The 15069-nt window shown below is 51.8% G+C and carries 8 protein-coding genes; 7 read left to right on the plus strand and 1 reads right to left on the minus strand.

All coding sequences use genetic code 11. The annotated features are described in order from the left end of the window. Window positions 1-3: 3 nt before the first annotated feature. From NYE24_RS21520 to NYE24_RS21530, 3 genes are all read left to right on the plus strand, one after another. Window positions 4-2613, plus strand: coding sequence for a metallophosphoesterase (locus NYE24_RS21520; protein WP_342476622.1), 2610 nt, complete (start codon window positions 4-6; stop codon window positions 2611-2613). A gap of 921 nt (window positions 2614-3534) precedes the next feature. Continuing rightward, window positions 3535-3984 (plus strand): LytTR family DNA-binding domain-containing protein, encoded by a 450-nt coding sequence (locus tag NYE24_RS21525; protein WP_342476623.1) that lies wholly within the window; start codon window positions 3535-3537, stop codon window positions 3982-3984. Continuing rightward, window positions 3977-4387 (plus strand): hypothetical protein, encoded by a 411-nt coding sequence (locus tag NYE24_RS21530; RefSeq protein ID WP_342476624.1) that lies wholly within the window; start codon window positions 3977-3979, stop codon window positions 4385-4387. The genes NYE24_RS21525 and NYE24_RS21530 overlap by 8 nt, the downstream gene beginning before the upstream one ends. Before the next feature lie 123 nt (window positions 4388-4510). On the opposite strand, the gene NYE24_RS21535 is transcribed toward NYE24_RS21530, so the two are convergent. Further along, on the minus strand, window positions 4511-6892 hold the full coding sequence (locus NYE24_RS21535) for a N,N'-diacetylchitobiose phosphorylase (RefSeq protein WP_342476625.1): 2382 nt from the start codon (window positions 6890-6892) through the stop codon (window positions 4511-4513). A 246-nt stretch (window positions 6893-7138) separates the two neighbouring features. Between NYE24_RS21535 and NYE24_RS21540 the strand changes: the two genes are divergently transcribed. The 4 genes from NYE24_RS21540 (at window position 7139) to NYE24_RS21555 (ending at window position 15042) form a co-directional block, all read left to right on the plus strand. After that, on the plus strand, window positions 7139-8074 hold the full coding sequence (locus tag NYE24_RS21540) for a GNAT family N-acetyltransferase (RefSeq protein WP_341028216.1): 936 nt from the start codon (window positions 7139-7141) through the stop codon (window positions 8072-8074). Between the two features lie 340 nt (window positions 8075-8414). Continuing rightward, window positions 8415-12974, plus strand: a complete 4560-nt coding sequence (locus tag NYE24_RS21545; protein ID WP_342476626.1) for an S-layer homology domain-containing protein — start codon at window positions 8415-8417, stop codon at window positions 12972-12974. 109 nt (window positions 12975-13083) lie between these two features. Next, a complete protein-coding gene (locus NYE24_RS21550) occupies window positions 13084-14226 on the plus strand; it encodes a response regulator (protein WP_076155748.1) in 1143 nt (380 codons plus the stop codon). A 93-nt stretch (window positions 14227-14319) separates the two neighbouring features. Beyond that, entirely contained in the window at window positions 14320-15042 is a 723-nt protein-coding gene (locus NYE24_RS21555) for a GntR family transcriptional regulator (protein ID WP_036691306.1), read from the plus strand. The last annotated feature ends 27 nt before the right edge of the window (window positions 15043-15069 follow it).

Consider the following 15069-nt stretch of genomic DNA (forward strand, 5'->3'; position numbering starts at 1 on the left):
GCCATGGACATTCAGACGAAGGTACACACGATATTCATGCTGGTGGGCGCGACGGAGTGCGGGAAGTCTACTTTTGCCAAAGAAGTGCTGATCCCACAGCTTAAGGCTGCGGACAGCACCACAGGTCTGCGCACGAATGTGCAGTATCTCTCTTCAGACCTGATCCGTCAGGAGATCTTGGGCTATGACTACGATAAATATGACCAGGTCATGCTGGAGGCCAGCTCGCATACGTTCGCGCTGTTGTTCGAGCGGTTGAAGCGGGTGACCTCCTGGCCGATTAATGCGGAGTTTGTCATTATGGATACGATAGGTCTCGCTGAGGATTACCGCAGCAAGGTGCGGGCGATTGCCCAGGAGAACCAGTATAATCTGGAGGTCATTCTGTTCGATTACCGTAAGCGGGAGGATTATTATGCCTCGGAGCGCTCGAAGAAGCTGATCTCAAATCACCTGAACCGGCTGCGCCGGGAAGTGCTGCCTGTGCTGTCCCGCGAGGGCTACCATGGTATTCATAAGGTGCGGGCCAAGGATTTTCTGCTGGAAGGTGTTGAAGGTACTGAAGGTTCTGGGGAAAAGCTGCCAAACCCGGATTACCGGGTGCATATTCAGGATTGGGAGGCCTATGCCGCTGCGGTGCTTCCGCGAGATCAGGAATACATTGTGGTCGGCGACGTACACGAATGTGTTCAAGAGCTGCAGGGGCTGCTGCGCAGCTACGGCTACCGGATTGAAGAAGGGAAGCTATGCGCCACGGATAAGCTGAAGAATACACAGATCATCCTAGCGGGCGACTGGATCGATAAAGGCAAGCAGACCCGGGAGATTATCGAGTTTTTGTATGACAATCAGGAGCATTTCCTGTTCGTAATGGGCAACCATGAGAATTTCGTCTACAAGTACCTGCGCGGGGAGATTAAGGGGACTGAGCCGGAGCTGCTGAGAACCTATTTTGACTCCACTCAGGTGTTACAGGAAGATGAAGAGCTGTTCCGTCAATTCTCCGTGCTGGTGGAGCGAGCGAAGCCCTTTTACCGCTATATCGGGAATCGGGGGCCTTCCTTCTATGTGACGCATGCGCCTTGCCGCAATAAGTACATCGGGAAGCTGGATACGAATTCGCTGCGCCATCAGCGCAACTTCCGGCTAGACCGTGAGTCTGCGTACGAGCAGCAGCTGGGCTTCCTGAAGGAGGAGGCGGAGGGCAATCATCCGTTCCATCTGTTCGGACATATTGCCGCGAAGCAGACGTTCCGTATCAAGAACAAATTACATCTGGATACAGGGGCGGTGCATGGGAACGGGCTAACTTCTGTCCTTATAACCTTCAAGCCGTTCTACAAAAGCCATAAATCCCGCCAGCAGCTCTTGCCGGAAGAATTGCCGGTTCTCTTCCGCGAAGTGAGCATGGTCTCTGTGGAGGAGCTGGATGCGGAGTCCATGCGCAGACTGCGCTATTCCTCGCAGAATAAGGTCAACTTCATCTCCGGGACGATGTCGCCTGCGGATAAGGATGAAGTAGCAGGCGAGCTGGAGTCACTGCGCAAGGGTCTGGATTATTTTGCAGGACGCGGGGTGTCTGAGGTGGTCCTTCAGCCTAAGTATATGGGATCGCGCTGCACGGTGTATCTATTCCGGGACGTAGAGCATTGTTATGCGGTTAGCCGCAATGGCTATAAGGTCAAGGCTGCAGATCTGACGCCGGTCTATGAAGGACTGCTGGGGCGGTTCGGAACGTATATGGCGGAGCAAGGCATCCGTGTGCTGCTGCTGGACGGGGAGCTTCTGCCCTGGAAGGCGCTGGGGGAAGGGCTGATTGAACGCCAGTTCCAGCCGATTGGGCGGGCGCTGGAGAATGAGCTTGCGTTCCTGAGAGAGCACGGGTTCGAGGATTCGCTCGGTGAGCTGATTCAGGCGTATGAAGCCAGCGGATTCGAGCAGGATCAGCATCATCTGACCAAAGAAGCGCTTAATACCAGCTATGGTGCTCATGTATACCAGACAAATAAGCATGTCCGCAGCATCCGGGATGCCTATGTGGGGCTTGACCAGAGGGACGAGGCGTACCGGGTGTATAAGCGGCAGCTGGAGCTGTACGCCGGGGAGGCGGAGCTGGATTATAAGCCGTTTGCTATTCTGAAGGAAGTGCTGGAGAGCGGGGAGGAACGGATGCCTGAGGGAGTAACCTCGGAGCAGTACCGCTTCCTGAATGACGATGAGATCCTGGTGCTGGACCTGCAGGAGCCGGAGGCTTACAGCCGGGCTGAGGAATATTTCGCCGCCATAACCGTTGAGCAGAAGATGGAGGGGATCGTGATCAAGCCGGAGCAGGAGCAGCCGGGAGTGGTCCCTTACCTGAAGGTCCGTAATCCGGGTTACCTGTCGATCATCTACGGCTACGACTACAGATTTCCGCACAAGTATGCCAAGCTGATGAAGCAGAAGAATATCGCACCTAAGCTGCGCACTTCCCTGGCTGAGCACCGGCTGGGTAAGCACATGCTGGAGATTAAGCTGGAGGAGATCTCGGCGGACAACAGCACCTACAAACAGATTGCCGCGAACCTGTTGTTCGAGGTGACGAAGGAGAAGGAGATCGATCCGAGGCTCTAAAAGAAATGTCATGCAGGCTGCCGGGAAGTTCCCGTAGCCTGCCTTATTTTGTTATAGAGGAGATGATGGTTTACGCCTGCGGAGGACATGTGGCTGATTGCACCGTGCATGCCAGATGTAATCGGAAAACCGATTACAATGGGCTAGGCGGAGGCGAGCGGGCTGAATGTAATCGGAAAACCGATCACAATGGGCTAGGCGGAGGCGAGCGGGCTGAATGTAATCGGAAAACCGATTACAAAGGGCTAGGCGGAGGCGAGCGGGCCGAATGTAATCGGAAAACCGATTACAAGTGGCCAAGTGGGGGCGAAGGGGTTGAATGTTTTGTTCCAAGCCAGTTGTTGCCCCTTATCGCTTACGTCTGAAGATATACACTGCATGATCCTTCGAGGGCGGCAGGATATATTGCGATAACCGCTCATCCAGCTCCATTCTGAATGGTTCATCCGGGTATACGTATCGAAGTTACCTGTAATCGCAGGGTCGGTCTCTGCTGCCAATCACGATATACATATCTACAGATGCGGAGTTGAATACATGCTTCACATAATTGTTCCTGGGGATAGGACAGGAGCAGATAACCGCCTTGGGCGCATAATTGTTCAGCGCAGTCCGGGCAACTGCCCGTTCCACATCTTCCGGGTAAGAGATATAGTAGGCCCAACTGCAATCATCCGTTGCTATGCAAGAGGTTCCGTTGTCTTTCAGAAACCGGGTTAAGGTGCCATCCCCCCTCAGCGATCTCCACACACGTCTGGTACCCGATTAGTGCGGATAACGCAGCAAGGATTCCTTGTGGGATAAGAATGCCTCAAAAGAGCGGTTATGTAACAAAACGATAGATTCCTGCAAGAAAACGCAGAATGATGGTCAAGATGCTTCCGGGATAATAATATGGGTGTTGAGAGGAGGCAGTGCCAGTTGGAGATCAGATTTGAAGCAGACAGCGGGATGGACCGGGGATGGGCCAAGGTCGTTACGCATCCGTCAGAACAGGAACAATGGAAGCACCTTGAGGCTGCCCTTCAGGCGGCAGAGAAGCGGATTACCGTCATCAATGCTATCAATAACCGCCAGGTCACCCTGGAAGCGGGCAAGGTTGCAGTCATAGAGGCGGAGGGCCGCATGTGCAGTGTGCGGCTCATTACCGGAGAGATGTACCTGCTGAATACGAGACTGAAGTTCGCGCTCGATGCGCTGGATGTGCCCGGGTTCATCAAGATCAACAACCAGACGATTATCAATATCCGCTACATTAAAGAATTCTCGGCAACCGCTAATGCACGGGTGGAAGTCCTGCTGACGAATGATAGTTCCTATACGGTCAGCCGCTACTATATCAATCATTTCAGGAGGAGTTATCATGGCTAATCAGCTCAAGCAAGGATTCTTTCAAGTATTTACTCTTACGTCGCTCTGGGTCACGTTGCTGTTAACGGTATTCTTCAGAGATCAGCCGGTGGAGATGCTGTATCTGTGGCGTCTGGCGGGCATCGCCGCCATTGCTGCCGTGTTATTCGGGATTATGTACAATGTACTGTGGAATCAATTTACGCTGAAGCCGCTGTGGAATATTCTTATTGGATCGATTCTCAGTATTGCAGGCGGGATGGGTATGGTGTGGTTGTTCTCCATTGAGATGTTCGCTTCCATCCGCGCCTGGTGGCCTGGAATGCTGCTGTTATCCGTGATTCTGCATACGGTTGCGTTCTACTTCTATGCCAGAGCGAACAGCAAGAAATCGGCGGAAGAGCTGAATAAGATATTGAAGTAGTCGGAGAGCTACGCGAAGCCGGGATTGCAGACTTGAAGTATACGTTAAAAAGAAGGAGAGCACCCCGTGGGACTGCTCTCCTTCTTCATATTGATCTATGCCGTTCCATGAACCGGCGTGAAGTTAACCCATCACAACCAGCACATCGTTCTCTGCTGCCATACGGGACACAGGAATCAGATTGCCCTGGATTTCTTCGCCGTTGATGACGATGCGGGAGACGCCTTTCTGAACGCCGTTCTTGTTCTCCACCTGGATGTTCAGCTTCTTCCCGCGGAATTCGCGTACCATGGAGAAGTCGGTCCAGTCCGAAGGGACACACGGGTCCAGACGGAGGCCGTCCTTCTGCGGCTGAACACCCATTATGCCCTCTGCCAGAGAGACCATGACAGTGGAGGCGGTGCCGGTCAGCCAGTGGACATGGGCCCGCCCCTGATACGGGCTGTCCTTGGATTCCACGAATTGGCCGTGGACGTAAGGTTCCAGCTTACGGACCTCCGCATTGTCGTTCATGGTGGCCGGGCTGCAGTTCAGGAAATACTCGAACGCGCGATCACCGTTACCAATCACCGTCTCCGCCAGGATGAGCCAGCCCTGCGGCTGGCTGAAGATGCCGCCGTTCTCCTTCGTTGAGGCATTGAACAGCGCCATCAGTGCCACCGGCAAGCCGTATTTGCGGAATGGCGGGTAGAATAGCATCGTGCCGTAATCAGTCCGCAGATTGTCATAGACCTTGTCCATGGCGAGCTTGGCCTGTTCAGGGCGGGCTGCGCCGCTAAGCACCGACCAGCTCTGCGGATTGAGCCAGATTCGGCCCTCGTCGTTCTCCCACGAGCCGATGGTATAGTTATCCTCGGTGAAGCCGCGGACGAACTGATCGTTCTCCCAGGCATACTTCTGAATATTACCGTCCAGCTCCTCCAGCAGCCCTTGTGCCCACGCAGTATCCTCCGGTTTGTTCTTGTTCTCCGCGATGCCCATGAATACCTTGAAGCCCATGTACAGCTGGAAGGCCACGAACAGGGATTCACCCTTGGCGCCAAGCCGCAGACAATCGTTCCAGTCGGCATGAAGTCCAACCGGCATCCCGTGCGCGCCCATCCGGTCGAGGCTGAATTGAAGCGCCTGCCGCAGATGCTCATACACCGTTGCTTCGCCTTGATCTGAATAAGGAATGACCTCATCGGTGAAGTCCCAGTTTCCGCTCTCATTCAGGTACTTGATAACCGTGGGGAACAGCCACAGGGCATCGTCGGCCCGGTAGTGGGGATGTCCAGTCTCCCGCACATACTCAGGGTCGTCTGGTGTTCCCTCATGGCCCGGGTTATGGTCGAATTTCACCAGCGGCAGTCCGCCGCCATTGGATACCTGGGCAGAGATCATCAGCCGCAGGCGTTCGAGAGCCATCTCATGGTCCAGATGGATAATGCCCTGGATGTCCTGAACCGTATCCCGGTAGCCAAGCCCGTTGCGCAGGCCGGAGTACTGGAAGGAGGCGGCACGCGACCAGATGAAGGTGATGAAGCACTGATATGCGTTCCATGTGTTGATCATATGGTTCAGATTGCTGCTTGGAGTCTGCACCTGGAAGCGGTTAAGCTTGCTGTGCCAGAAGGTCTTCAGTTCTTCAAGCTCCCGGTCTACCACGGACAAATCCTGGTAGTGGCTAAGAATGCCGGAGGCTCCTTCTTCATCATATTGTCCCAGCAGGAAGGCAATTTCCTTCTCTTCTCCCGGCTGCAGCTCTACATTCATCTGCAGGGCACCGCAGGCATTGGCATTATAGTTCAGTGAGTTCGAGCATTGCCCGTTCTCCACGGAGAGCGGATTCCCGTAGCTGCGGTAATCTCCTAGGAACGTATCGCGGTCCCCGTCATAACCGGCGACCTCTGCTCCGGCCGCGCCGAAGAATCTCCAGGTTTGCTCTCCCGCGATGTTTTCGTTGATCACTTGAAGAATTTTATCGTGCTTGAAGTAGGTCCGGGAAATAAACAGCGTGTATTGCAGGTTCACGGTATCTTGCTCATAGTTGTTGTCATTGGTGAATTCGGCGAAGCCGAAGAGAGCCAGCTTACGCGGAGTGGTGCCATCATTGCGGATCTTCATGCGCCATACCTCATAGGTCTTGTTCAGCGGTACGTAGTATAAGGACTCGGTATGAATGTTGTCATAATCTGAGACGATGTTCGTGTATCCGGTTCCATGATGGCAGACGGATTTGTATTGCTCCAGATTCTTGCCTACCGGCTGCCAGGAGCCGGACCAATAATCGCCGTTCTCCAGGTCTTTGATATAAATGTAGCGCCCAGGCTCGTCCTTGGAGTTGAAATGATAGCGGATATGCCGTCCGTTGGCCCCGGATTTCACGAAGCTGTAGCCCCCGGCGTTGCCTGAGATAATCGCACCGTATTCCGGCGAGCCGAGATAGTTGGCCCAGGGAGCAGGCGTATTCGGTTTTGTAATCAGATACTCTTTGTTCTTGTCGTCAAAATGACCGTATTGCATAACCATTCCTCCTCATGATAGATAACAGGCAGGGTTATGAACGCGCGTTCACAAATGACCGAAGAATCCCGCCCACTTCCATTATAAGACAATAGTGGTCTGACAATATAGCCTATATTTGAGAAAAAAACAAACAGTAGAGTCTTTTTATAGCAGTTTCCTATATTTGAATGGGGGTATGGCGTTGATAAGATCAAGTATATGTGAGTGCGGCTAGATGGCTGGAAGTATAAGGAGGAGTGCAAGATGAGTATAAAGCAATGGTCTGAAGATACGATATCCTACGATTTAAACGGTGAGTGGTCTATCCGAAGAGCAGAGCCCAAGGAGTGGGGAATATATTGCTCCGTCTATTATAACATGGAGTATAACGGTTTTTTTAGAGAGGAAAGCTATGCGAATCCGCGCAGGAATGCCTTTTGGATATACAAGGGGGGGAGCAAAGTCGGCGGAGTCCGGATGTCACCGAATGTGATCTACCATCTCTTTGTAATCCCGCCCTTTAACGATTCATTTGGAGTATTGAAGCAGCTTAAAGCGTTGTTGATTCATTGGTCTGACCGGAAGGAGCCCATACGCACCTATGAGATTCTACCGGATCAGGTTCATCTGTATGCCCGGGCAGGCTTCTGGCCGGATGAATTCAGATGCCGCTGGATGCAGCGGCCTACAGAATATTTTCACATCAAATGGGAGGATGATCTGAGGATTGAGAGTCCAGAAGTGGAAGGGACTGAGGACGGAGGCAAAAGGTTCATTCTTGAAGAAGAGATTGCCCGTTGTGATTTTGAGAGCTTTAGAGGCGGACTGGATGCAACCCGGAGGAAGCAATTTGCTTTAAAAGATTTTATACCCGGTGAAGATCCTAATTACTCCAATGAAATATTAACGCAGGCTTCCACGCTGGTATTCGATAACGCGACAGATCAGCTCATTGCCAATTGCCGGCTGTGTCTCCAGGATGATGTGGCCGCAGTCTATAGCATTGGCGTTAATCCCGCTTATCGTGGGAGAAGATTGGCTACACGGATGCTGCAAAGAGCCCTTACCACTCTGAAGGGGACGTATCCGCTGCTGAGATTGTATGTAATGGAAGGAAATGATGCGGAATCTATGTACTACAATCTCGGGTTTAAGCCCGGGGTGCAGGAGATTCAGAAGATGTATATCCCGGTGGATTAACGCAAATAAGCGATCCGCAAGATCAGCGAAGGCACCCTTTGGGGTGTCTTTTTTTTGCTATAAAAATGACTGGAAGCACAAAGGGAAGGTGTCTTTCGCAATTATGCAATGATTTTTGTCACAATGAAGGAGATTTGTAGAGTTAATGTAGAGGTCTGTCGGATAGTATTAGAAACTAAGAGATTATGATACACAACCTGTCGGTATCCGTATCGCACGATTTGGTGAACGCCTGCATAAGAAGGGAGGAAAGTACAGGTAACAGGCAAGCGGTCTATGAATAATAGGAAGTGTCGGCTGATCCCATAAAAGTCCCATTAGATGAGGAGAACAAAAAAAGATGACAACATCGAAGAAATGGAATAAAAGAGGTTCCCGCGCTCTGGCAGCCTCGTTGTCGATTGCGCTGGTTGCTGCCAACTTTGCGCTGGCCGGACCCGTGGCCCATGCGGCTGTAGCGGATAATGAGGGTACAGAACAAATTTCCACTTCAGATAAGTACCGGAGCTTCACCAAGGGTTCCGGCGCAGTAAAATTAACATTCCCTGAGCTCTCTATCACCGCAGAAGCGGGTGAAATGATGTCAGGGGCTACGGTTGTCATTAACGGGTACGAGCAGGGTGACCAGCTTACGTTCGTAACAACTGGTACAGAAATTACAGTTAAATCCGGCGCGGGGAACGGTGTCTATATATTAGAAGGCGGAGCTTCAACTGCAGAGTATCAGAGCGTATTGGAAAATGCCGAATTCACTATGACATCACCAGGAGAGCGCAGTCTGACCTTCGGCCTTGGTCCTGTCCCGGCCTTTAATAAAAACGGCCATTTCTATGAGTATGTGGCGGAAACCAGCATCAAGTGGCCGAAAGCCAAGGCGGATGCCGAGAAGAAGAGTTATTATGGACGCCAGGGGTATCTGGTGACGATTACTGACCCGGATGAGAACGCTTTTATTGTCGATAAGACTCCAGTAATTGGCTGGATTGGCGGGAAAGATGTGGCTCGTGAACAAAATGAACAACAAAACGATAGGGCTACTACGCGCGTTTCCACCTTGCAGAACATTGAAAAATATAAAGGCTACGGCGATTGGCGCTGGGTAACCGGACCGGAAGGATTGGTGCAATTCGAAGGCAAATCAGGACTTCGTTTTTACCAGGGGTACCTCGCCGATGGAGGAAAAAATGATGCCGCCGAGGTTACCGATGCAACTTACGGCCCTATGTACGCTAATTGGGCTCCGAATGAGCCCAATGATAAAACATACGAGCATGTGGTCCATATTTATTCAAGCGGTCCTAATAAAAGTAAATGGAATGATTATCCAACTAACTCCCAGGGGGTGCATGCCTACCTAGTTGAATACGGCGGCATGCCAGGAGATTCCACCACCAGCATTAACACAACCATTACACTGCTGGACAAAACACCGCTGAAAACGGATGCTACTACAGCGCAGGGCTATCTGAATACTGCTCCGCAGACCTATACAAAGGAGTCTCTGGCTGTTCTTCAAAAGGCAACAGATGCTGCCAACGCTGTTCTTGATAATGACCATGCTACCCCGGAAGAAATCGAAGCTGCCCGCAAGGGTCTGGAGGATGCAATTGCCGGGTTGGTTAAGCAGCTGCCGGTAGCTGACAGCGCAAGCTATACAGCCGGAAGCAACAATCAGGTGTCTATCAAGTTCGACAAGGACATTAAGTTTAACGCGGACGATGCGGATACTACAGATGACTTCAGAGTAACATTGGACGGAAAATTGGTCGATGTTACGAAGGCTGTAGTATCCGACGAAGATCCAAGTGTCATTATTCTGACCCTGGCCAGCCCGTTGTCCAATGACCCTGTGGTTCGAATCGAATACAATGCCGCAGAGTCGGCAATCGAGGCTCAGACGCCGGGGAAGGAGCCAGTGTCCGACTTTACGCTGATCGCTAACGGTCCGTTCGGTGACTCTTTGCAGATTCAAGAGCCTGCGAACGGAACCGAGGTATACGGAGCAGACTTCCCGCTCCCGGTAACCGGACAAGCTGCACTGGACTCGGTAGTTACGGCTGCCGTCTATAAAGTGGACGTTCATCCTAATGCCTATCTGTTCGATCTTGAAGTAGGCATTACGGTAACTGATGATGTCTATAAGTGGGACACCAAGCTGCCGGGACCGCTGGCACCAGGGTCCTACCATGTAGCGGTGACTTCTACCAAGATATTCGGTGATGAGGTAAGAAAAGAAACGAAGCTGGTACCGTTCACCGTGCCGCAGCTGGAATTGACTCATGTGGCGGTAAATGAAGGACAGCCGGATCATGCTGTGCTGACGTTCAACCAGCCTGTAGGTTCTGCTTTGACCGATGCTGATTTCACCGGGCTTACCGTCGATGGACGGAAAGTGATTGCTGTGAAGTCCGTACAGGGCGATAAAGTAGAAGTCGTTCTGGAGGAAGCGCTCGGTCCAGATGATGCGCTGATCGTAGGGTACGACCCTGCTGCCGGTAATGTTACGGCTGAAGGCAACGTCCTGAACGAATTGAAGCCGATCCAGGCTGGCGAGCAGTCCGGCATCACGAAGGATAATAATGTGATTCCGCTTCAGCTCATTGCCGCTTATCCCGAAGCCGGCAAGCTCAAGCTGGTATTCAACAAGCCAATCAACGATCTTACCGATCTGTCAGGATTCACTTACGGCGGTGTGCCGCTTAAGGAGCCTTTTGAGATCAACGGCAATGAACTGATCGTGTCCATTCCGGAAGATCATAAGGGCGGACTGTTGAGCTACGATCCAGAGCTTGGCAACGTAACGGAGAATGGCAACAAGAATAACCCGCTTACGGGTCTGCAGCCGGGAATTGATCTTGGCGGAGATTCCAAGTATATCTCAGAGGCAGGCAAGCTGCCTGAGAACGGTCTGGGATTATTCGTTGGGGACAAGCCGGTATCCTTAAGTCCGGGCTTCCAGCCGGATGTACCAAGCGGCTATCAGGCGACCGTGCCTAACGAGACCGGTACCATCGCCCTGAATCTTGCCCCGGCAGGAGATAACGATACACTGCGCAAGGTTAGCCTGAACGGTGTAGAGGTCCCTGACGGTGACTGGAGCAAGCTGCCGCTTCAGGAAGGGCTGAACATCATTCAGGTGGATATTGTGGATGCGAAGCGTCCGGGCGTTAAGCTGGGCCAATACCAGATTCAGGTCATCCGCGCAAGCGGGAAGCTGGTCTCCCTGGAGCCTTCAAGCGGCACCCTGCAGCCGGAGCTCAAGCCTGAAACTACAAGTTATGATGTAACTGTAGGGAACAGTGTATATGAAATGTCATTCAAGCCGGTAACACTTGACCCGGGTGCGGTGGTAACACTCAGCATTACCGGTGAAGCGCCGGTAGAGGTGAAGAACGGCGAATGGAGCAAAGCGCTCCCTCTGAAAGTAGGCAAGAATGAAGTTCTGGTTACCGTCAAGGATTCCGCAGGTGGAACGAACACCTACACCATGATCATTACCAGAGAACAGCCTGTTTCCAGCGGCGGAGGCTCCGGCCCTGCTCCTGCACCGGATACTGCCAAAACCGAACTCATCCAGGTGGATGTAGCCATAGGCGGTGCCAATGCGGTGGGGATCACGAAGGTACCGGTTCAGCGGACGACGCACAGCAACGGAACCATAACTGATCTGGTCCGCTTCACCAAGGATAAGGCTGAAGAAGCGGTGAAGAAGGCGAAAGAGACGGGACAAAGCATTGCCCGTGTAGTCATCCCGGATGCGGCGGACAATGTCAGCGAAGTGAATGTCCAAATTCCGGCGGAGACCGCAAATTTGCTGAAAGAAAATGGGATTGTACTGGAAATCTATACGGAGAACGCGATTGTGCGTGTTCCGAATGAATCGCTGGAAGGCACCTTACAAGACTTCTATTTCCGGCTGGTGCCGGTGAGAAGTGCAACAGAGCGGAATGAAATCGAGAAAAGAGCCACGCTCGAAGCTGTGGTCCGTGAAGTGGCCAAGGACAACAAAATCGAAGTGGTCGCCAGACCGATGACCATCGAGACGAACCTGTCCAGCCGCGCAGTAACCCTGATTCTGCCGCTAAGAGATGTGAAGCTGCCTGCGAATGAAGCGGCGCGTAATGCATTCCTGGCACAGCTCGGTATTTTCATTGAACATACCGACGGCACGAAAGAGGTTGTCAAAGGCAAAGCGGTTACCTATAAAGAGGGACTGCTTGGACTGGAATTCTCGGTAAGCAAATTCAGTACCTTTACGATTATCAACTTCAATAATCAGTCGCCTGCTACGCATGTATCCTATATCGTTGGCTTCCCGGATGGCGAATTCAAGCCGGACGATCGGGTAACGCGCTCGCAGATGGCACTCATGCTTGCCCGGAATCTGGGCTATGATGCTAGTGCGGCTGTAGGCAATCCTCCCTTCCCGGATGTCGCTGTCCGTCATTATGCGGCAGCAGCCATTGCCTTTGTGAATACACAGGGCTTGATGAAGGGTGATCCGGCCGGGAAATTCCGGGGGAATGCACCGATTACGAGAGCAGAGATGGCCGCTGCTGCTGCCAACTACCTGAAGCTTGCAGTACCGGCAGATGGTAAGTCCAGCATGAGCGACACCACCGGACATTGGGCACAATGCGTCATTGAAGCCAATGTGAAGGCGGGCTTGCTCAAAGGCTACCCGGACGGCAGCTTCAAGCCGAATGCTTATCTGACCCGTGCGGAAGCTGTAGTCATTGTTAATCAGATGTTTGGCCGCGGTCCGCTCCATGGAGCAGATGCGGTGAAATTCCCGGATGTCTCCAAGAATCATTGGGCCTACCTGGATATCCAGGAGGCTGTCATCGACCATCAGTACCGGATCGACAGTGAACAGAAGGAACAACGGGTTACAGAATAAATGGATAGGGGTTGGAGGAGAGATCATTCTCCTCCAACCCCTAAATCATTAAATTTGAAGTATAATGGTTATAACACCTTACCGATTTCCAGCTGCGAAGGAGATCCGAATGAAAGCAATCCTGATTGACGATGAAGAATTGGCACTAAAGGCTTTGGAACGCCAATTGCATGCGCTTGGTGATTTTGAGATTATCGGCAAATATACCGATCCGCTGCTAGGGCAGCAAAAGGTGGAGGAGACCGAGGCCGACATTGTGTTTCTCGATATCCATTTACCGGAGCTGAGCGGGATTGAGCTGGCGGAGAGGCTACTGGAGCGAAGACCCGATCTGCAGGTTGTATTCGTAACGGCATATGATAAGTATGCGATCAAGGCTTTTGAGCTGAATGCCCTGGACTATTTGCTTAAGCCGATTCATATGGACCGTCTGAAGCTTACAGTGCGGAGATTGAATGCTCAGCAGAAGCCTGGCCTGGCAGCCCGGGCAACGTCAGCGCAGACAAGCTGGAGGATGCTGATGCTCGATGCCTTCCGGATCTACGAAGGGAGTCAGGAGCTTCCGTCACTGCAATGGAGAACGGCGAAGGCGCAGGAAATCTTCTTTTATCTGCTGCATCATCGCGGCAAAGTGGTCAGTAAAGCGACTCTAATTGAGCTAATATGGGCTGATTTTGATCCGGACAGGGCCTATCCGCAGTTATATACCGCTGTGTATCATATCCGCAAAATGCTGGAGCCTTTCAGCAGAGAACGGATTCTCCTGCAAAATACGGCGGACGGCTATCTGCTCAAGCTGGATGGGATCTGCCTGGACGTTGATGAGTTTGACCGCTTTATCCAAGCGGGGTTAGAGCTGTCGAATGACACACTGCCTGAATATGAACGAATCCTGAAGCTGTTCAAGAGCGAATATCTGGAGGGGTACGATTATGTGTGGGCGGAGCTTGAACGGCAGAGATTCCAGCTGCAGTGGATTCGGCTCAAGCTGAATCTGGTCCGCTGGTATATGGGGAATGCAGAATATGAACAGGCCTTTAAGCATATTGAACAGGTGTGCACCCGCTATCCGTTAGAGGAGCAAGCGCAATTATTGTACATGCAAATATCGGATAGCATGGGCTTTCATTTTCTGGTGCAAAGACAATATGTATTACTGGAAACGGTTATGGAAGCAGAGGTTGCGGAGAAACCGAGCCGGGAGATTGTCAAATGGTATAGGGATTGGGACAACAAGCGTCAAAAAGGGTGAATCCGTGGATTCATCCTTTTTGCCCTATCTAAATTATGATATATTTAATCTTGAATGAACTGGTTCTGCAAAGACCCGACGAAGGAGCACCCCATGACCCAATTTGTCTACAAGCAGATTATTGCTGACCTCAAAACGAAGATCTTTGCCGGGCAGTACGCCGATATGAAGCTGCCGGATGAGCGCAGTCTCAGCGAGGCGTATCAGGTTAGCCGCAGTACCATTAAGCGTGCGCTGATGAAGATGGAGAGCTCGGGCATTATTTTCAAGAAACGCGGCTCCGGCACCTTCATCAATCCGCTATACATAAAGAACGATTCGATCTTCAATTACGAGGGCTCTAACCTGGGGGTGTCGGATAACTTCCAGATGCACGGCAAGAAGCCGGAGATCAAGGTGCTGAGCTTCGAGGTCATCCGGCCCACGGAGGAGCTTCAGCGGGATTTGTTCCTGATGCCCCATGATTTCGTGTATAAGATCGTGCGTCTGCGTCTGTTTGAAGGTGCGCCCTTCATGATTGAGACGGGATATATTCCGATCAAAATTGTGCAAAATCTCGACCAGACGATTATCGAGGGCTCGATTTTTCATTATCTGGAGGAGTCGCGCAATCTGGCGGTGACTAAATCCTTTTTGTCTATTTTTGCCGAGCCGTCGCTGCCGAATGACCAGGAGCTGCTCCATCTGAAGGAGAATGAACCCGTAGGGATTATGGAAGGAATCTTCTTCCTGGATAACGGCACGCCGTTTGAATTCTCGCATATGCGCTTCCATTATGAGTATCTGAAGTTCAACACGTTCGTGTCTGTGCATTAACGGGTGGACGTTGTAAATAGCATAACT

The organism is Paenibacillus sp. FSL H7-0350 (assembly GCF_038593195.1).
Lineage (GTDB): Bacteria > Bacillota > Bacilli > Paenibacillales > Paenibacillaceae > Paenibacillus_AQ.